Annotated in this window: 17 protein-coding genes; 6 read left to right on the top strand and 11 right to left on the bottom strand. The window is 64.2% G+C overall.

What is annotated here, in order from left to right; translation table 11 throughout:
- Nucleotides 1-90: 90 nt before the first annotated feature.
- The 4 genes from KIO76_RS17005 to KIO76_RS16990 are packed head-to-tail and all read left to right on the top strand — an operon-like array spanning nt 91 to nt 4796.
- The gene (locus tag KIO76_RS17005; RefSeq protein ID WP_249729551.1) at nt 91-702 is read left to right on the top strand and encodes a TnsA endonuclease N-terminal domain-containing protein; all 612 of its coding nucleotides are present in this window, start codon (nt 91-93) and stop codon (nt 700-702) included.
- Nucleotides 699-2369 carry a TnsB C-terminal domain-containing protein gene (locus KIO76_RS17000; RefSeq protein ID WP_213322902.1) on the top strand — a complete coding sequence of 557 codons (1671 nt, stop codon included), beginning with the start codon at nt 699-701 and terminating at the stop codon, nt 2367-2369. The genes KIO76_RS17005 and KIO76_RS17000 overlap by 4 nt, the downstream gene beginning before the upstream one ends.
- Nucleotides 2366-3262: a TniB family NTP-binding protein gene (locus KIO76_RS16995; RefSeq protein ID WP_249729550.1), complete on the top strand. Its 897-nt coding sequence runs from the start codon at nt 2366-2368 to the stop codon at nt 3260-3262. Before KIO76_RS17000 ends, KIO76_RS16995 begins: the two co-directional genes overlap by 4 nt.
- A complete protein-coding gene (locus KIO76_RS16990; RefSeq protein ID WP_213322900.1) occupies nt 3249-4796 on the top strand; it encodes a TniQ family protein in 1548 nt (515 codons plus the stop codon). Before KIO76_RS16995 ends, KIO76_RS16990 begins: the two co-directional genes overlap by 14 nt.
- Here KIO76_RS16990 and KIO76_RS16985 read toward each other — a convergent pair.
- From KIO76_RS16985 to KIO76_RS16965, 6 genes are all read right to left on the bottom strand, one after another.
- The gene (locus KIO76_RS16985) at nt 4768-5883 is read right to left on the bottom strand and encodes a replication initiator protein A (protein ID WP_213324353.1); all 1116 of its coding nucleotides are present in this window, start codon (nt 5881-5883) and stop codon (nt 4768-4770) included. The genes KIO76_RS16990 and KIO76_RS16985 overlap by 29 nt on opposite strands.
- Nucleotides 5884-5903: 20 nt before the next feature.
- Nucleotides 5904-6185: a helix-turn-helix transcriptional regulator gene (locus KIO76_RS16980; protein WP_213324352.1), complete on the bottom strand. Its 282-nt coding sequence runs from the start codon at nt 6183-6185 to the stop codon at nt 5904-5906.
- 135 nt (nt 6186-6320) lie between these two features.
- Nucleotides 6321-6764 carry a DUF2285 domain-containing protein gene (locus KIO76_RS16975; RefSeq protein WP_291977453.1) on the bottom strand — a complete coding sequence of 148 codons (444 nt, stop codon included), beginning with the start codon at nt 6762-6764 and terminating at the stop codon, nt 6321-6323.
- Between the two features lie 46 nt (nt 6765-6810).
- Nucleotides 6811-7086 carry a transcriptional regulator domain-containing protein gene (locus KIO76_RS31070; RefSeq protein ID WP_291977455.1) on the bottom strand — a complete coding sequence of 92 codons (276 nt, stop codon included), beginning with the start codon at nt 7084-7086 and terminating at the stop codon, nt 6811-6813.
- A gap of 176 nt (nt 7087-7262) precedes the next feature.
- Nucleotides 7263-7523, bottom strand: coding sequence for a DNA -binding domain-containing protein (locus KIO76_RS16970; RefSeq protein WP_132010652.1), 261 nt, complete (start codon nt 7521-7523; stop codon nt 7263-7265).
- 117 nt (nt 7524-7640) lie between these two features.
- Nucleotides 7641-7889, bottom strand: coding sequence for a helix-turn-helix domain-containing protein (locus KIO76_RS16965; RefSeq protein WP_047166147.1), 249 nt, complete (start codon nt 7887-7889; stop codon nt 7641-7643).
- Between the two features lie 306 nt (nt 7890-8195).
- Between KIO76_RS16965 and KIO76_RS16960 the strand changes: the two genes are divergently transcribed.
- Both KIO76_RS16960 and KIO76_RS16955 read left to right on the top strand, forming a co-directional pair.
- Nucleotides 8196-8501 carry a helix-turn-helix domain-containing protein gene (locus tag KIO76_RS16960; RefSeq protein WP_213324351.1) on the top strand — a complete coding sequence of 102 codons (306 nt, stop codon included), beginning with the start codon at nt 8196-8198 and terminating at the stop codon, nt 8499-8501.
- On the top strand, nt 8494-9735 hold the full coding sequence (locus KIO76_RS16955; RefSeq protein ID WP_213324350.1) for a type II toxin-antitoxin system HipA family toxin: 1242 nt from the start codon (nt 8494-8496) through the stop codon (nt 9733-9735). Before KIO76_RS16960 ends, KIO76_RS16955 begins: the two co-directional genes overlap by 8 nt.
- A 65-nt stretch (nt 9736-9800) precedes the next feature.
- Here KIO76_RS16955 and KIO76_RS16950 read toward each other — a convergent pair whose 3' ends face one another.
- The 5 genes from KIO76_RS16950 to KIO76_RS16930 all read right to left on the bottom strand — a co-directional run bounded on the left by KIO76_RS16950 (nt 9801) and on the right by KIO76_RS16930 (nt 18060).
- Nucleotides 9801-10127: a DUF736 domain-containing protein gene (locus KIO76_RS16950; protein ID WP_144705347.1), complete on the bottom strand. Its 327-nt coding sequence runs from the start codon at nt 10125-10127 to the stop codon at nt 9801-9803.
- A gap of 600 nt (nt 10128-10727) precedes the next feature.
- Nucleotides 10728-11168 (bottom strand): hypothetical protein, encoded by a 441-nt coding sequence (locus KIO76_RS16945; RefSeq protein ID WP_132010650.1) that lies wholly within the window; start codon nt 11166-11168, stop codon nt 10728-10730.
- A gap of 266 nt (nt 11169-11434) precedes the next feature.
- The gene (locus KIO76_RS16940; RefSeq protein WP_213324349.1) at nt 11435-12361 is read right to left on the bottom strand and encodes a DUF2493 domain-containing protein; all 927 of its coding nucleotides are present in this window, start codon (nt 12359-12361) and stop codon (nt 11435-11437) included.
- Between the two features lie 342 nt (nt 12362-12703).
- Nucleotides 12704-13741: a DUF7146 domain-containing protein gene (locus KIO76_RS16935; RefSeq protein ID WP_213324348.1), complete on the bottom strand. Its 1038-nt coding sequence runs from the start codon at nt 13739-13741 to the stop codon at nt 12704-12706.
- Nucleotides 13741-18060: a strawberry notch-like NTP hydrolase domain-containing protein gene (locus KIO76_RS16930; RefSeq protein WP_213324347.1), complete on the bottom strand. Its 4320-nt coding sequence runs from the start codon at nt 18058-18060 to the stop codon at nt 13741-13743. The genes KIO76_RS16935 and KIO76_RS16930 overlap by 1 nt, the downstream gene beginning before the upstream one ends.
- Nucleotides 18061-18082: the final 22 nt, after the last annotated feature.

The raw sequence follows: 18082 nt of genomic DNA, 5'->3' as shown, positions 1-18082 counted from the left end.
TTGCGCGCATAGATGTGGTTCCATGTTTGTGAACTGACCCCAAAATGTGCTAGGTTTGCGTACCGACTCGTTTCGCAAATGGAGGTGCATTTGCGGCGCATTCCGCTGAGCCATCGGTCGCATGTGATCGGCTTCCAGCCCTTGGAAACGGGCGTGGCGGAGCATGAGAGTTCGCTGGAGCGGGACTTCGTGACGCTCGCGAGTTTCATGGATGCGAGCGCGGTGGTGACGGCCCAGCCGGCAACGATCCGATTCGAGCATGAGGGTCGCCAGCGGCGGTACACGCCGGACTTTCGCGTGGATTGGAGCGATGGCCGTTGCGAGATCGTCGAGATCAAGTACCGGGCTGATCTGCGCGCGGGCTGGAGGCGCTTTCGGCCTGCCTTCGCCGCCGCCCGATCATGGGCGGGCAGCAACGGAGCACGTTTCCGCATCGCGACCGAGCGCGGCGTTCGCGGACCGCAACTCGATGCGGCGAAGCGATTGCTGCCGCTCAGGACTGCGCCGATCGACACGGCGCTGGCGGAACGTGCGCTTGCCCATGTGCGCGACAATGCGGTGAGCTTCGCCGATCTGGTCGGTATGCTGCCCGCCTCGCGTGAAGCAGGACTTGCCGTAGTGTGGCGATTGATCGCGCGGGGTGCGCTTGTCGTCGATCTGGCCGCACCGATCACGGCGCAGACACGGGTGATGTCGCGATGAGCGCGCCCGATCTCTCCATGGTCGATGCCTCTGCCTGGGACGAAGCGCGGCGCTGCCTGCCGGTGATCCGCCGTCTGGCGGAGAACCCGGCGCGCACCAGAGGCGACGTGGTGGCGGCTGCGGTCGAACTTGGTTGCGGTCCGACGCACGCCTATGCGCTGCTGCGTCGCTATCTCGCCGATGCGCGTCTGACGAGCCTGCTGCCGCGTCGGCGTGGCCCCGAGCGCGGCATCTCGCTGCTCGACGAGCATGTGGACGCCGTCATCCGCGATGTCATCGACACTGTCTATCTGACGCGCCAGCGGCCAAGGATTGCCGATCTGGCTGAAGAAGTGCGGCGGCGCTGCAAAGCGGAAGGCTTGCGGGTTCCGAGCCGCAAGGCGATCACCGCACGCGTGAAGGCGCGTCCTGCCCGTGAGGTCGCCGCCAAGCGTGAGGGCCGCAAGGCCGTTCGCGAGCGGTATCTGCCCGTGGTCGGTTCTCTGGAAGCCCACTGGCCGCTGTCGCTGATCCAGATCGACCACACGCTGGTCGACGTGATCGTGGTCGACAGCGAGACGCGCGCGCCGATCCAGCGGCCCTGGCTCACGCTGGCGATCGACGTGTGTTCGCGATGCGTGGCCGGCTTCCACCTGTCGCTGGAACCGCCGTCCGCAACCTCCGTGGCACTGTGCCTGACGCACGCCGCTCTCTCCAAGGAAAGCTGGCTGGCCGAGCGCGGCATCGATGCGGAATGGCCTGTGCGTGGCATTCCCGAACGCCTGCATCTCGACAACGCGAAGGAGTTCCGGTCCGAGGCGCTGAAGCGGGGCTGCGAGCAGTATGGGATCGCCATCGACTACAGGCCGGTGCGCACGCCGCATTACGGCGGCCATATCGAGCGGCTGATCGGCACGATGATGGGCAAGGTCCATCTGCTGCCCGGCACCACCTTCTCCGACGTGCGGGCTAAGGGCGATCTCAACCCCGAGAAGACGGCAGCGATGACGCTCGACGAGGTTGAGCGCTGGCTGGGATACGCGATCGCCGGCGTTTATCACCGCGATCTGCATCGTGGCCTCGGCATCACGCCGTTGGCGGCGTGGCAGCGCGGCATTGCCGGAGACGGCACGACGCTGGGACGCGGGGAGCCGACTGCCGTTACCGATGCCCGCCGCTTCCTGATCGACTTCCTGCCGATCGCGCGTCGCCGGGTTCGCCGTGACGGGGTGGCGCTGCATTCCATCGCCTATTGGGCGGATGTGCTGGGCACCTGGATCGGCCATCCCGAGCAGATGATCGTGCGCTATGACCCGCGCGATCTCAGCCGGATTTATCTGCTCGGCCCCGACGGCACCTATTACAACCTCAGCTACCGCGACCTGCGGCGGCCGCCGATCAGCCTGTGGGAGCACCGCCTGGCGTTGAAGCGGCTGCGGGACGAAGGCCGGTCGCTGGTCGATGAGGAAGCGATCTTCCGCACGATCGAGGCCATGCGCACCATCGCGGATGGAGCGGTCCGTGCCAGCAAAGCAGCGCGTCGCCAGCGTGAACGGCGTCTGCGGGTCGCTCCCGAAGCCCGTGGCGATCTGCTCCCGGTCGAGCCGGATGAGACTGATCGCTTCCGGCAGATCGGTGCTGACACTCCTCCGCATGAACGCATGTTCCCGGTGGAGGAATGGGAATGAGCGGTGGCTATGCGCATCTACATCCGTCTGTCCGGCACCTGGCCGACGAGGACGCCAGTTCGCGGATACGGCGCATCCGCACGGATCGCTGGATCGGCTACGCACGGGCGGAAGCCGTCCTGGCGGCGCTGGAGGACCTGCTGAGCTTTCCGACGCGGACGCGGATGCCGAACCTGCTGCTGGTCGGACCGACGAACAACGGCAAGACCATGATCGTCGAGAAGTTCCGGCGCGCGCATCCGGGAACGGCCGCCGCCGAGAGCGAGGATGGTCTGGCACTCCTTCCCGTCGTGAAGGTGCAGATGCCGCCCGGTCCTGACGAGGGCCGGTTCTTCGGGGCCATCCTCCATGCGCTCGGAATGCCGTTCAGCCCGCGCGACCGGATCGCCACCAAGCAGGACACGGCGGTCCGTGTCATGCAGGCGATGGGCGCGCGCATGCTGGTGATCGACGAGTTGCACAACGTGTTGTCCGGCTCGGCGATGCAGCAGCGCCGGCTGCTCAACCTGCTGCGCTGGCTCGGCAACGAGTTGCGGATTCCGCTGGTCGGCGTCGGCACGGCAGAGGCGCTGCGCGCGATCCGCAGCGACGACCAACTCGTCAACCGCTTCGAGCCGCATCCGCTGCCATTGTGGGGCGACGACGACGAGTATCGCCGTCTGCTGAGCACGCTGGAAGCCGTGCTGCCGCTGCGCAAGCCGTCCCATCTTGCCGATTCCGCGCTTGCCGGACGCATTCTCTCGGCGTCCGAAGGCGTGCTCGGCGAGATGATCGCCGTCGTCATCCGGGCGGCGGTGCGGGCGGTGGAGACCGGCGCGGAAGCGATCTCCACGCGCATGATCGAGGATACAGGCTTCATTCGTCCCTCCGAGCGTCGTCGTGTCGTGGTCTGATCTGTTCGAGGTGTCGGCGTCCCCGATGCCGGCTCCCGGCCGCATCGGCCTGCCGGGGCATGTCGCCCCGGTCGAAGGCGAGGCGCTGCTGTCCTGGGTGGCGGCGATCTCTGCCGTTCTCGGCATGACGCCGCGCGTCTTCTGCCGCGACGCGCTTCACATCGACGTCCGGCAAAACCCCGGCTGGTGGCGTCGGCCTGCCTCCGTGACCCTTGAGCGGATCGGCAGCCTGACCGGCCTCGATCTCGATCACCTGGCCGGAATGACGCTGGATGGCTGGGCTGCTGCGCCTGGCGACGACGATCCTGACCGGTTCGCCGCGAAGCGCTGGACTGCCGGTGCTGAGGGCAAAAAACGCCTGGCCCGCATGGATGTCTGCGCGCTCTGCCTCGCCGAGGCGCGGCGTCCGCACCTTCGGCTGAACTGGACGCTCGGCTGGACGGGCGCATGCCCTCGTCACGGAACGATGCTGACCAGCCGATGCCCCTCCTGCGGCACAAGGCTGAGGTTGCGCGGGCTGAATGGCTCGGAGCCGATCGACCTGCGCTGCGGGCGCTGCAATGCGACGCTGTCCGATGCGGAGGGAACCCCGGCACATCCTGCCGTGCTCGCCTTGCAGGCCGCGCTCATCGCCGGCAAGCACGGCGGGACGGTGATCCTTCCCGGCATCGGCGCGCTCGACTGGCCCACGGCCATGGCGCTCGCCGACGTGCTGCTCGCCATGGTCTGGACCAGGCGCCCGAAGAACAAACGCGACCATTGGGCGCCACGGCAGCGCGATCGCCTCTTCGCCGCCATCGGCAGCGATATGGGAATGGCCGTGGGCGCGTGGGAACGCATCCCGTGGAAAGAGAATTACGGCGGCCTTTTGCTGTTGGCCTGGCTGTTCGGCGATCTCGATCGCCGCCTGCCAAGGGCCATTGCCACGCTCCGCACGCCGCGCCTCGAAGGGCTTCTCGCTCCCTTCACAGACCTCGATGAACTGACCAGCGACAGCTTGCGCGTAATCCTCTCCGCCGCGCGGACCAGATCGCCGCAGGGACGGCGTGCATGGAAGCCGTGGCTTGACGGGCTCGTCGCCGCCGATCTGCGCGAACAAGCCGGGCGGGAGCGCTACAGGCATCGACGGCAAAGACTGCGGGCGCTGGCCGAACTCAGAGACGGTGCGTCGGTCGAAGCCGTAGCGGCGCTCGTCGGGGTCGATATAAAAACCATCTATCGCTGGCTTCATCGCGGCGCGGCCAACGGTCTTGAAGCCGCGCTCGAACGTCCAACCGGCAAGCCTGCGCTCACCAGTGCTCAGGCCGAAGCTCTGGGAAAATGGATCGCACTCGATCACAGGCACCAGAACCGGCAGGCCGTACTCAAGCGGGCCAGGGAAACCCTTGGCATCGACATCAACGGCGATGCGGCTACCAAGCTGCTGGTGAGACACCGAAAGCCGAAGCGAGGAAAGCGTTGCCGCTTGTGGGCACCCAGATACGGCCCGAGGCGCGGAGCGGGATCTACTCATGATCCGGCTCCCGGTTCGTGAATCCGGTTCGCGTTTCCTGGAGCGAGTTCATGAAACCTCGCCCCGGTTCGCGAAACCTGGCACCCCGACAGAGGTTTTCAACATCGCGCCTGCGCTCTTCAAGGTTAGATTCTGTGTTAGACTCTCTGTTACGGGCGCGATTTGCCGAACGATCTCCGTGCCTTAAACCCGGATCGGGTTCCTGATAGCACGAGCCACCGGTTCCCGATGGCACGATAGTTCGGGTTCCCGATAGCACGAGGCCGTCCACAGCTTTTCCACAGGCCGGCCATGGCTCGAAGGCGAGCAGCGCCCGGCGCCCGGTCTCGATCTCGGTAAAGAGCCTGTAGCCGGGCAGCGGCTGGCGGCGGATGATATCGCGCAGTTCGAAGGCAAAGCGCTTATAGGGCGAGAGAGAGCCAGACTTCTGGTGCAGATGACGAAAATCGAACCGCCATCCGCCCTTCTGATGACCGCCATGCTTGCGCACGAGCCGGTAAAGCCAGCGGTCGAGCCCGCCGGTCAGATCGAAATAGGCCCGATCGATGGTCAGGATCAGCGCATCGTCCAGGACAGCCCGATAAAACCAGTCCGGCACGATCAGTTCGATACCGTCGGGGCGCCCGTTGCCGTCGGTTCGCTCCTGCCATTCATTGATCCAGGAGAAGCGGTGTCGCCGTCCTTCGGCGGGCTGGCGGATCGTGGTCGAGATGGTGGTGGATTGCAGCCGGTCGAGTGCCGCCTTGAGGCGCTGGTAATCGCGCAGGCTGGTGCCGCGGCCGATGAAGGTGAGAATCTCATAGGGCGTCGCCGCCATGAGCCGCGAGGTGCGCAGGCCTGTATCGCGCGCTTCGACGATCTGGCTGGCAGCCCAGATCAGGATATCAGCGTCCCAGATCGTTGCCATGCCGTGGTCGGCAACCGCCTCGACGCGGATCGCAATTTTTCCGGCGGTGAAGTCGATCGGGGTGATGCGATGTGATTTGGCGAGCGAGAAGAATGGATACGCCATGAGGTCCTGCGCGTCCCGCGGTGCGAAGTCACCGGGAAGCGCTCTGAACAGGTTGAGCTGCCCGCGCTCGGACGGGGAACGTCGCCGGATCGCCATGGGTAATCCTCGCGCGATGGTCAGCGATTGATGCCGCCGGCCGACCCACAGGCCGCTGGCATGTGCCGTTTGGCTGGCAGAACCTGTCCGCGCGGATCGGAGGTTGACGTGACCGCGCCGCGCGAAGCCCAGGCTTCGAGATCGGCTACCGAATAGACGACGCGCCCGCCGAGCTTGCGATAGGCCGGGCCGGTTCCATAGGTGCGGTGCTTTTCCAGCGTGCGCGCCGAAAGGCTGAGAAACACCGCCGCTTCCTTGGTGCGCAGGTAGCGTGGCGGCAGGGCGGCGAGATTGGGTCGCATTGTCGGGCCTCCGTGGCGTTGCCGGGCGCCGCTGCGGAGCAACGGCGGATCGCGATCACGGTGGCGAAGGAATGCAGGCGGGGTGGATGGGGAAGATTACAGGCGAACAATCCCCACCCCGGGCTCGAAGCGCGCTCAGGATCGGCGACGATGCCGTAGCAATTTGCGATAGCCGCCATTGATGAGCGGCCCGGCGCTTTCGATCAGCCCGATCACGGCATCACGCAAGGATGAGGTCTTCCAGGGCTCGGCCGCAACCCGCTCGGGGCCGAACAGAGCGATGGCGATCTCGCGATAGGTCGCGCCATTGGCCCGGCCGTCAGCGGCTCGCATCATCAGTCGGATACGTCGACGCTGATACGGCGTGATGCGTCCGTCGCGCGTAACGGGGCGCGCGCTCAGCGCTTGCCAGAGCCGCAGCACTGCCTCGACCCGATCGGGCAGATTGTCGTCGAGTGGCAGGATGACAGCCGAGGCTCTATCGGTCTTTCGGCCCGACAGCAGCAGGATCTGCGCGACGATGCCGCCGCGATGGATGGCATGAAGACCTTCCGGACTCGGGCGAACGGCAGCAGACACGGCCGGCGACGGAGATGGTGACGGAGGCAGAAATTCCGGAGCGTCGTCAGCAAGCAAGACCGCCGGATTGGCGAGCGGCGACCATAGGATGTCCTGACGAAGCGCGGAAAGGCTCGGACGAGCCGGGAAATCGCAACCCCCAGTGACGCTGGGCGTCGGTTGAATAGGGATGATCTTCGGCCTTCATGGCGACGAGTTCGCCATAATGCTCCTGGTAGCGTTCAAACCGCCGCAAACATTCCCATGCGAGCCCTTCGACCGAGAGCGTGTCGAAGAATTCATAGCGACGACCGTCTCGCCAATGGGAAGTGTCCGGTCGCACCCGTCCCTCCTCACGTGCAAAGCGCAGGTCAGATTTTTCGCCGAGCTATTTACGACAAGATCTGTTGCAGCAGCATGACAGGGCGGCCAGCAATGCGGAAAATCTGCCGACAGGCCGCGAAACGCCGTATTTCCCCCGCGCGTCTCCGTGCGCCGCGCCTGACGCGAACATCAGCCCTAGCGCTTCCAGAGAAGATGACGGTAACCGGTCTGCGCCATCCATTTGGCGCGCGCCAGATGAGCATCATGGACTCGGCGCGCGCGATCCGGCTCGAGGGCGGGGTCGATGCCAAACAGGATTTGAGCGGCTTCGGTCCACTCGGCACCATCGGCAGCGGCATCCAGCAGTCGCATGTAAAGCTTGATATGGGCACGATCGTAGGCGGTTAATTCGCTGGAGACCGGCGGAGCATCCTCGAAGGGTTCTATCGGGGGCATGTCAGTTGCCTGGTGCGTGCTGCCCACTGCAGGACGCGGGGTAATACCAGATACTCCAGGATTGTGTGTTTTGGGAGAATATCGCCTGGAGGGAATACGGCGTCTGCCGCTTGCCTGTCAGCGCTTTTTGTCACCACCATCATGGACCAGCAGCACTCCGTGTCCACGCTCGGTCGACAGAAGGACGACACCGGCTGCTTCGAGAGCCCGACGGACCTGATCGCGCGTGCTTTCGTACACCTCGAGGCCGCTTTCGGATTCGAGGCGCTTGAGCGCGGTCAGTGATACACGGGCCTTGTCAGCAAGCGTCTCCTGTGTCCAACCCAGCAAGGCGCGCGCGGCCCGCGACTGTCGGGCGGTGATCATGCATGATCACCTCCCATTGCGACCGGCGCGCACTCCAGAACTACGACTATAATAGTCGTTCTGGGCAAATAGTCATCGGTAATTGGGCCTCTGTTCCTCAGCTACGGCGTCGCTGACCTTTGTTGTCGGACGACTGATTCGGCCGCCCAAGGCTGATGGATTGACCCACCAAAGAACGCTGAATGACGCTCAAACGTATCAATCCGCCCTACTGAGATATGTTTGCGGATCAAATTCTTGCCTTCCAGACCGCCTTGTGATACGTTTCCGAATCAAATCGAGCAAATTGATCTGTAAAGGATTCACATGAAAACCGAAGCAGAGGCTCTGGATATGATCGGCGACCATTTTCGGCGCGCACGGCTAGCGGCGGGCCTGACGCAGGAACAGGTCGCCGATCTCGCCGGCATATCCCGTCCCCGCTATCGCGACATCGAAACCGGAGCCGCAGCGGCACGCGCCACGACTCTGATCAATGTTGCAAGGGCGCTTGGCCTGGAGATGATGCTGGTTCCTCAGGCGATGGTCCCGGCCATTGAGGCGCTGCTCAGCCATGAGGGCGAGGACGACCGGCCGGCTTTCAGCCCACAAGCGGAGGGTGACGATGAATAGAGCCCGCTCCGCCGAAACCGTCCTGTCTCTCGATGTTCTCCTCAATGAGGTGAAGGTCGGCACGATCGTCAGGACACCGGGCGACTTCAACGCCTTCAGCTTCGATCCTGCCTACCGCGCGAGCGGAGGGCATCCCGTGTTGAGCCTGTCCTTCCGCGCGGCGACGGGAGGATTGCGCAAGGATCCACGCCCGGTGGCAGGCGCCTTGCCGCCCTTCTTTGCCAACCTCCTGCCCGAGGACAAGCTGCGCGAGGCGATGGAAAAGCATCACGCCCGGACCGTCCGGCCTGGCAATGATTTCGATCTGCTGGCCGCGCTGGGCGCCGACCTGCCAGGCGCTGTGCGGGTTATCCCGAGTAACGGAGATATCGTCGCTGCAACCGCTGCAGTTGAGGGCGAGCCGAAAGCGCGTTTCTCGCTCGCCGGCGTGCAGATGAAGCTTTCGGTGATGAAGAACACCGGCAAGGGCGGCGGGTTGACAGTGCCGCTCGGGGACAGCGACGGTCAGTACATCGCCAAGTTTCCTTCGACCGCCTTTCCAGGCGTGTCGGAGAACGAGTTCGCCAATCTCGCGCTGGCCGAAGCCATCGGCATGGACGTGCCCGAACGCGAACTGGTGGGCAAAGACCAGTTCGAAGGCATCCCTGGAGAGTTCGAGACCCTGGCCGAGGGTCTGGTCCTTCTTATCCGGCGGTTCGATCGCGCCTCCGGCGCGCGACGAATTCATATCGAGGATTTCGCCCAGGTCTTCGGTATCTATCCGGCACGAAAATATGAAGGCGCGGCCTATCATGACATAGCCGCAGCGCTGAATGTGGCGATCTCGCCGATAGCGGCGCTGGAGTTCGTCCGCCGCCTGACCCTGTCGGTGGTCATGGGTAATGGCGACATGCACCTGAAAAACTGGTCGTTGATCTATCCCGGTGACGGCAATTCGCCCGCCCTGGCGCCGATCTACGACGTGCTTTCGACGGTTCCCTATATCCCGGCTGACAATCTGGCTTTGTCGCTTGGCGGCGAACGCGCGTTCAAGGCACTGACGCTGTCGCGGTGGAAGGCTTTCGCCAATCGGGCGCGGCTTCCAGAGCCCGCCGTCCTGAAAACTGTCAGCGAAACTGTAAGGCGTATCGATGCGCATTGGTGGAAATTGCCGGAACGTGATGCGATACCATCGATCGTTCTGGAGCGGATCGACGCCCATGTGAGGGCCATGACGCCTGTCCTCTTGGACTGAGCGCCGTTCATTGGTGCGCCTGACAGAGAAATGGCCCCGGCTGTGTCGCCGGGGCCATTTGCGCTTCAATCGCCGCGACGCGGGCTGGGGCGGGACCAGATCAGCGAGTAGGCTTCGCCGTCCTCGTCATCGAAGAGGTTGGCGTAGATCGGGGCGGTGAAGCTCGGATCATCGAGCTTGAGACCCAGATAATCGCGGCCTTCGCCCGAGCGCTTGGACCAGGCGGCACCGATCTCGGCGCGGCCGACCAGGACCCGGTGGCTGGGAGCGTTCTCGCCGTTTGCGCGGATGTCGGGAACGATACGCACGCCCTTGGCCTGGACACTGAGGGTGACGATTTCGCCGGTGAATTCGTTCGAACCGGTCTTCTTGAAGGTACCGATGGTCGCCATTTTCAAATCTCCGTTTTCCGGTTTCGAGCCCGCACCATTGCGGCCTCGATGGCGATCGACGGGACGGAGACGATCGCTGGCGCATCCCCGTTTGCGGGGACTGGACAGCACAGGAGGGACTTTCTTGCTCGCGCGAGGAATGGCGCGCCTCGGGGTCCCATGGAACATGGGGTGGGGCCGTCAGGGGAAGAAAGTTGTGACGACGCTGTTGCGCCAAAGCGATCGAAGCGCGCCCCCGCGCGCTGGTCTTCGACCAGATCAGGCCATGGAAGAGGCCGTTTGGAGCGGTCAGAGATACGAGAAGAACGTAGAGTCTGGCGCATTCGAGTTCCGCCGGACCGGTGGCGACGGATGCCCGTGACGTCGCCCCTGTCCTTGGCACGCGTACCGCTATTTGACCCAACCGAAGTCTGCGAGAACGCATCCCGTCTGGGTTTCGCAATGTGCCCGCGAAATTCGCGCCACCCGTCCTGCTCCCGCTATGTGCCGCATCACTCCACTAGATTGATGTGAGTTCATTACGCCGATCCCGCGCCCCTTATCTCTGAGGACGGCGAGTTTATCTCTCTGTTCTAGCTTCCAACCAGATTCTGCACGCAGCTAGATGCGCGCATGGCCCGTGCCAGCAGACTCGGCAGACGCCATCGCCGCAAGCCGCAGGAAGGTCGTCACTCCCACGGCAATTGCGCCAATGACCGAGAAGATGAGCTGCCAGGTCTCGGACGGCATCATATGTTTGACGATGCCGAGCGTGGCGTAGAAGCCGGCGACGACTGCCGGAGCGACAAAGGCGAGTGCGATCAGCAACCGCGCCCATAGAGGCCGGACCAGAATGAGTAGGCCTTGGGCTGCCGCCAAGGTCAGGCCGGCAGCGAGTAATCCGACAAGAACGGCCCCAAGCCAGCCCGCGCCGGTGCCGTAGGCCCAGATACCGGCGTTCACCCCGATGAAGAAGGGCAACGCAAATACGGCAAGGTTGAACAGCAGCCAGCACATGAAGCCTATGGCGGCCATGGCGACGAGAATACCGAGAAAGGTCATGGTGGTGTCTCCGTGCAATGGATTGGACGGTGCGCCTGCCACCACCTCCACGGCGCGATCGGAACAGTAGCAGAAGTGCCCGCGATCATTAAGAACAAATAGGGATCAAAGAGATCCCCTGACCCTGTCCGGCCATCTTCCTTGTTCTGCCTGCACATGGTCGGATCCAGCGGCCCATCGCCCTACAGGCGATGTGTTTCGCCGGCATGATAGGCCGTCGAGGCGCTTCCGGTTCGTCGACGGCCTTGAGGAATGGCGGGCAGCGCTCACGCGCCGCCCGTCCCGAAGCGGTAGACAGGAATGCCCAATTTGCGCGCCTTGTCGGCGAGATTGTCCTGGATGCCGGTGCCGGGAAAGATGATGACCCCAATCGGCATCGTGCCGAGCATCTGATCGTTGCGTTTGAAGGGCGCAGCCTTGGCGTGTTTGGCCCAATCGGGCTTGAAGGCGACCTGCGGCACCTTGCGATTGTGGGCCCAGGTGGCGGCGATGCGCTCGGCGCCCTTCGGCGATCCACCATGCAGCAGCACCATGTCAGGATGCTTGGCATGAACCTGGTCGAGCTTGTCCCAGATCAATCGATGATCGGTGGTCTCGCCACCCGAAAAGGCGATCTTCGTGCCGGCCGGTAGCAGCACCTCATTGTCAGCGCGTCGCTTGGCGGCGATGAAGTCCCGGCTATCGATCATGGCCGCTGTCATCTGGCGATGATTGACCCGTGAACCCGAGCGCTGCGACCAAGGCGTACCGAGGGTGCGCAGATAGATATCGGCAGCGGTCTCGCGGAAAAGCTCAAGACTGTCACGGCGTTCGATGAGACTTTGCCCGACCCCGATCAGGGTCTCGAGCTGGACGGATTTCACCTCGGACCCGTCCTGTTCGCACTGGAGGCGCTTCTGGGCCTGCTCGTTGTCGTCGAGCTTCTTTTCGATCCGTTCGACAGCACGGTGGAAGGTATTGACGCTCGACCAGAGGATCTCGGCAAGGTCGAAATCGAGACTGGTGTCGGCCATGGTGGAGATCAGGGCGTCGAAAATATCAGCGACCGCGCTCTGGATGATGTGATCCTCGGGCGAGATCCGGGGATCGGGCTCGTCCTCTGACGGACGATAGCCGTAAAGCTCAAGCTCCTCGATGACATGGCCGGTGGCAGATGTCGCGTGATCGGGTTCGCGTTCGTCATAGGTGTACATGGCAGGCTCCGATGGCAAGGACCGCGACCGTCGCGGCCTCATGGCGACGACAAGCCCGCAGGCGGTCCGGCCAGGCAGCCCGAGCCTTTCGCGAGGGTCTCGATGGCAAAGCCCGGCTGATTTGCTTCGCGCTGTAAAGGCGGGGGAGACGGGGTCCCCACGCGACTCGTCGCGTGGGGTGGCGGGCCGCCGACGGAAATCAGTCGGGCGCCGCCATTGCCCGGCCCGGCCGTTTGTGGGCCGCTCGCCCTCTCGAAGGCCGTGGCGCGGTCCCCTGCCGAATAGGGAAGGCTTCCTGTATGCCGCAACGGAACGCGAGCCCCCGCCCGCTTCTCATCCCGGCTATGCAGCCAAAGCCATGAAACGGCTGACATCGTCTGCAGCCAGTTGCCTGCGAAGCCGTACCCGCAATGCATCCAGCCCGCACGAAGTGAGGTCTTCGTTGAAGTCACCCATTATCGGCGAGAGCGTGATGGTCTCGATTCCGGCCGCCAGCGCCCGTTCGACGAGCCTGTCTCGTGCGCTGTCGCCTGCCGGATCGTTGTCACGCACGATATAGAGCCGGCGCAGATGGGCCGGGAACAGGAAAGCAGCGAGGTGCCCGGCCGAGAGTGCGGCGGCCATCGGCATCTGTGGCAGCAATTGCCGCAGCGACAGAATGGTCTCGATGCCTTCTCCCGCCGCCATGACATCTTGTGCCCTTCCGAACCGGACGGCGTTACCAAGCAGGTCCCCCATGGCCTTGCGCGGCGGATCACGCGGCGCCTTGCCCGACCCGTCACGCGCGAGCCAGGTGCGGTGAGCGCCGGTTATGTCGCCATCGCGATCGGTGACCGCCGCGATTATCGCCGGCCAGGTCTCGGTCGGCCCTTCATGCTCGGGCCGCCAGTAGCAGTTCGGATGGAAGCCCAGCGCGCCGGTCCCGTGCAAATCCGTAATGCCGCGTCTCCGCAAATACGTCTCTGCGAGCGTGCTCGTGATCGGTTGTGCGATGCGCCAGAGCCGGCGTGCGGCCTCTGCCGTACCCGATATAGCCGGAGTTCCGCGACGCCGCCCGGTGGGGACTGGTTCTGGATGGGGAAGGCTCAGAAAGCGGCGGGCTTCCGCAGCGACCTCGGCGAAGTCGAGGAGACCGAGACTTTCGCGGATTACATCGAGCAGATCACCATGCTCGCCGGTGGCGGCATCGGACCATTTGCCCGCCGGCCCCCTGGCGCTGTCATGCAGCCGCACGAACATCGAGCGTCCCGCGCAATTGCGGACGTCGCCGACCTGCCAGTAATGGCCCTGTTTATGGCCATTCGAGAGGTAGTGACGGCAAACCGACTCGGCCTGCCGGCCGAGACGCTGCGCCAGATCGGTGGCGTAAAGACGGGACATCAGGCCGCCTCCCGTTCGGCAATGCGTTCGATCGGGAAGCGCTCGACAAGCTTGCCGATAATCCCGGTGCCGGCTGCCCCGACCGGCACAAAGAAGCGCAATTTCCACGATATGATTTCGCTGAAGAGCCCATAGGCGCGCAGGCGTTCGCGCATGGCTTCGCTGAAGCCTGTAAGTTCGATGCGATGAGTCCCCACGACCCGGACGCGGCGCAGTTGCAGCCCTTCGGCTAGGTCGAGAATTGTGCGCCCGTCGATCAAAGCGGCGTAAGCCTCATTGGCCGTCAGGCTGACGCTTTCTGTGGCGGTGACGCTGGCTGCCCATGCGGGCGAAACACGGCGGCCGATGATGCGCTCCCCGTCATCGGACTGGAGCCGATAAACACGGGTGGAATCCTGCGGCAGCCGCTTCCAGACCGGCAAGAGCAATCCCGCCACGATGTAAAGGGTGCCCTCGGAATAGGCCGGTACCTGCGCGACTTCCCGGTTCCACATGGCCGCAAAGCTGTCCCGATCGGCTTCGATCCAGCGCGTTTCGCCCATCGCCCGAAGAGCAAAGGTCGTGCTTTCCATCGGCCGGAGCAGTCGTACGCGCGGCTCAATCTCGCCATCGTCCAGCATGACACTGGTGGTGGGGACCTGGACGGCGGCGCGGGCCGAGCGTTCATTCACCAGCAGTTTTGCCCGCGGATCGGTCAGTTCACGCAGGGCCGCATTGAGCGACATCGGCCTGTTGCGCTTGCGCTCGCTGATTGAAAGCAGCCGGGTCTCAGCGCCAGTCGCGGGGTGGGTGTAAATGACCTGACGGCCGGTCAGAGTGAAGCTTTCGGCGCGGAGCGTTTCGAGACCAAGATCGTATGTGCCGGAGGCGATAGCCCCGTCGACTCGCGCCTGGAGGAGCTGCTCGAAAGCCGAGAACAAGATGGCCTGCAGGTCGATGGTCAGCGCCAGCAGCCGGTTGAGAAAGGTGGTGATCGGCGGCAGGTCGTCCTTGATGCCGTTCGCATCCATCAACTTCAGACCGGTCATCTGCTCGAAACGGCCGAGCGAACAGCCTTGCACCTTGCCGCGCACGATCAGCATATAGAGCTGCCGCAAGGCATCGCGGGCATAGGGGCTTTCCAGATTGTCCTCGGGCCGAAAGAGGCCCTGACCTCCGGTCTGGCGCTGACCGCGCGTGATCGCGCCGAGCGTGTCGAGACGCCGTGCGATGGTCGAAAGGAAACGCTTCTCGGCCTTCACATCGGTCGCGATGGGTCGGAACAGCGGCGGCTGCGCCTGGTTGGTGCGATTGGTGCGGCCCAGCCCCTGAATGGCCGCGTCTGCCTTCCAGCCCGGTTCGAGAAGATAGTGGACCCGCAGGCGCCGGTTCCGCGCCCCGAGATCGGCATGGTAGCTGCGCCCGGTGCCGCCCGCATCGGAAAAGACCAGAATGCGCTTGCGATCGTCCATGAAGGCGGCGGTTTCGGCAAGGTTCGCGGAGGGTGCGCGGTTCTCGACCGCCAGCCTTGCCGCTGAGCTTTCGCACTTGCGGATGATCCGGCGCGAACGGCCCGTGACCTCGGCCACGACATCGGTCCCAAACCGCTGCACGATCTGGTCCAGGGCGCCGGGAACGGGCGGAAGGCAGGCCAGGTGCTCGATCATCGCGTCGCGCCGGGCAACGGCCGCCCGACATTCGACGGGCTGGCCATCGCGAAATACCGGCCGCGAGGAGAGATTGCCCTCGCTATCGGTGAAGGGTTCGTAGAGCTGCACCGGGAAGGAATGGGCGAGATAATCGAGTACGTATTCCCTTGGCGTGATGTCGACGCGGACGTCGTTCCATTCCTCAGCCGGCAGTTCGGCGAGGCGGCGCTCCATCAACGCCTCGCCGGTCGAGACGATCTGGATGACGGCGGCATGCCCGGCCGCAAGATCGGCATCGATGGACCGGATCAATGTCGGGGTTTTCATGCTGGTCAGCAGATGCCCGAAGAAGCGCTGTTTCGCGGATTCGAAGGCGGATCGGGCGGCGCTTTTGGCCTGGCGGTTCAGCGCACCGTCGCTGCCAGTGATGTTGGCCGCCTCCATCGCCGCATCGAGATTATTGTGAATGACCGCAAAAGCGCCGGCATAGGCATCATAGATGCGGCGCTGCTCGTCCGTCAGCCGATGCTCCACCAGTTCATATTCGACGCCATCGTAGGAAAGGGACCGCGCGGTATAGAGCCCAAGTGAACGCAGATCGCGCGCCAGCACCTCCATCGCCGCCACGCCGCCAGCCTCGATCGCCTCAACGAACTCGGCACGGGTGGCAAAAGGGAAATCCTCGCCGCCCCAGAGGCCGAGCCGCTGGGCATAGGCGAGGTTATGCACCGTCGTTGCGCCCGTGGCCGAGACATAGACAATCCGGGCATCGGGCAAGGCGTGCTGGAGCCGCAGCCCGGCACGCCCCTGCTGCGATGCCGCGATAGTCCCGCGTTCTCCCTTGCCGCCACCGGCGTTCTGCATGGCATGGCTCTCGTCGAAGATGATGACACCGTCGAAATCCGATCCCAGCCAATCCACGATCTGCCGGACGCGCGAAACCTTCTCGCCGCGATCATCCGAGCGCAGCGTGGCATAGGTGGTAAAAAGGATGCCTTCCGACAGCGTGATCGGCTTGCCCTGCGAGAAGCGCGATTGCGGCGTGATCAGAAGTCGCTCCATGCCGAGCGCCGACCAGTCGCGCTGCGCGTCCTCGATCAGCTTGTCCGACTTGCTGATCCAGACCGCCTTGCGCCGCCCGCGCAGCCAGCTGTCGAGGATAATCCCGGCCGATTGACGGCCTTTGCCGGCTCCGGTGCCATCACCGAGCATGAACCCCCGGCGGAACCGTACAGCGCCTTCTGCGTCCGCGGGCGCCGCGCTGACCGTCTCGAAGGTTTCGTCCACGGACCAGGCGCCGGCCAGATAATCGGCATGGGCCTCACCGGCATAGATCACTGTCTCGAGCTGGGCATCGGAGAGGCGCTCGCGGATGTCGGCAGGCAGGATCGGCCGATAAGACGGCTTTGGTGGTGCAACCGACGCCATCGCAGCCGATTGGACAAGCTTGGTTGGATGTGGCTGTGCACCGGGAATCCGGATCGACTGCAATCCGTATTGCTCATAGATCGCATCGCTTAGTCGCGTGCCCTCGGGCGGTGCCCAGTCCACCGTCTCATAAGCGAGCTCGACGCCCTCGGGATCGCCAACTGTATCGGTGACGGATCGCACCGGGGCCACGCCCGTGCGATAGCCGCGCACTGTCTTTGGCGCGGCCGCCGGGATGAATTCCCGGCATTTCGGGCTTGCGACCGGCAAGCGTGGTGGAACTTGCGCCTCGACCCAAGCGAGCAGCGTCGCAACATCGGGCGCAGTGCCGGATGAGGGAGAGAACTGAGATGGATCTTCGGCCGGCGTCTTGTCGATAACGATCAGGCGCGTCGCGAAGGTCGTGCCATGCTTTGCGTATACCGATCCGGCGATGGCAGCGCTGAAGACAAGGCGGCCCTGCTCTTGCAAGCGGACGAAAGCATCCCGCCAGCCAGCTTGATCAGGAGCAAAATTCGCTCCTGTTATGGCTACGAGCCGCCCACCATCGGCCAGCCGCGCCAAAGCAGAAGCAACATGGCGGAACGCCGTGTCAGCCATTCGTCCCGAAACATTGGCCATCGCCGAGAATGGCGGGTTCATCAGCACGACCGAGGGGACGATTGCCGGTTGGAGGTGATCGTCGATCTGTGCGGCATCGAAGCGGGTTGTGGAAACAGCCGGAAAGAGGGAAGAAAGCAGCTCAGCGCGGGTATCGGCGAGCTCGTTCAGCACCAGCCTGCCGCCGGCAATCTCGGCCAGGATCGCCATGAGGCCGGTTCCGGCCGACGGTTCCAGCACCACGTCACCGGGGGTGATTGCGGCGGCTGCCATGGCCGCGAGACCGAGCGGCGCGGGCGTCGAGAATTGCTGGAGCGCCTGGCCTTCCTCGGATCGGCGCGTGTGGGTCGGCAACCGGTCCACGATCCGGGCAATTGCGGAAAACCGTGTAGCCGGAGACGCGGCTTTCCGGAAAAGCGCCTTTCCGTATTTGCGTAGGAAAAGGACTGTGGCGACTTCGCAAGTCTCATAACCCATCTTCCAGTCCCAGGCGCCGGTCGAATCGGAAGCGCCGAAAGCCGCCTCCATCGCATCGCGAAGCGTGGCGGCACTGACGTGCTGGCCGCGTTCCAGATGGCCAAGGAGTGTGGTTGCCGCAGCGAGGATGGCGGGCGCTGCGGCTAAGGACGTGACCGGATCGGTCACGGGAGACACCATATTCATGGAAGGGAACCTCGGGAGAGCG

Origin of the sequence: Chelatococcus sp. YT9, from assembly GCF_018398315.1 — a bacterium.
Taxonomy (GTDB): Bacteria; Pseudomonadota; Alphaproteobacteria; order Rhizobiales; family Beijerinckiaceae; genus Chelatococcus.
The sequence above is the reverse complement of the archived record's forward strand: the minus strand, read 5'-3'. Positions and strand labels throughout refer to the sequence as shown.

What these genes read in the sequence shown, in the direction of transcription:
- KIO76_RS17000 (WP_213322902.1), top strand. Translation starts at nt 699, where the DNA reads ATGAGCGCGCCCGATCTCTCCATGGTCGATGCCTCTGCCTGGGACGAA.
- KIO76_RS16995 (WP_249729550.1), top strand. Translation starts at nt 2,366, where the DNA reads ATGAGCGGTGGCTATGCGCATCTACATCCGTCTGTCCGGCACCTGGCC.
- KIO76_RS16985 (WP_213324353.1), bottom strand. Translation starts at nt 5,883, where the DNA reads ATGGCGATCCGGCGACGTTCCCCGTCCGAGCGCGGGCAGCTCAACCTG.
- KIO76_RS16980 (WP_213324352.1), bottom strand. Translation starts at nt 6,185, where the DNA reads ATGCGACCCAATCTCGCCGCCCTGCCGCCACGCTACCTGCGCACCAAG.
- KIO76_RS16970 (WP_132010652.1), bottom strand. Translation starts at nt 7,523, where the DNA reads ATGCCCCCGATAGAACCCTTCGAGGATGCTCCGCCGGTCTCCAGCGAA.
- KIO76_RS16965 (WP_047166147.1), bottom strand. Translation starts at nt 7,889, where the DNA reads ATGATCACCGCCCGACAGTCGCGGGCCGCGCGCGCCTTGCTGGGTTGG.
- KIO76_RS16960 (WP_213324351.1), top strand. Translation starts at nt 8,196, where the DNA reads ATGAAAACCGAAGCAGAGGCTCTGGATATGATCGGCGACCATTTTCGG.
- KIO76_RS16955 (WP_213324350.1), top strand. Translation starts at nt 8,494, where the DNA reads ATGAATAGAGCCCGCTCCGCCGAAACCGTCCTGTCTCTCGATGTTCTC.
- KIO76_RS16950 (WP_144705347.1), bottom strand. Translation starts at nt 10,127, where the DNA reads ATGGCGACCATCGGTACCTTCAAGAAGACCGGTTCGAACGAATTCACC.
- KIO76_RS16945 (WP_132010650.1), bottom strand. Translation starts at nt 11,168, where the DNA reads ATGACCTTTCTCGGTATTCTCGTCGCCATGGCCGCCATAGGCTTCATG.
- KIO76_RS16940 (WP_213324349.1), bottom strand. Translation starts at nt 12,361, where the DNA reads ATGTACACCTATGACGAACGCGAACCCGATCACGCGACATCTGCCACC.
- KIO76_RS16935 (WP_213324348.1), bottom strand. Translation starts at nt 13,741, where the DNA reads ATGTCCCGTCTTTACGCCACCGATCTGGCGCAGCGTCTCGGCCGGCAG.
- KIO76_RS16930 (WP_213324347.1), bottom strand. Translation starts at nt 18,060, where the DNA reads ATGAATATGGTGTCTCCCGTGACCGATCCGGTCACGTCCTTAGCCGCA.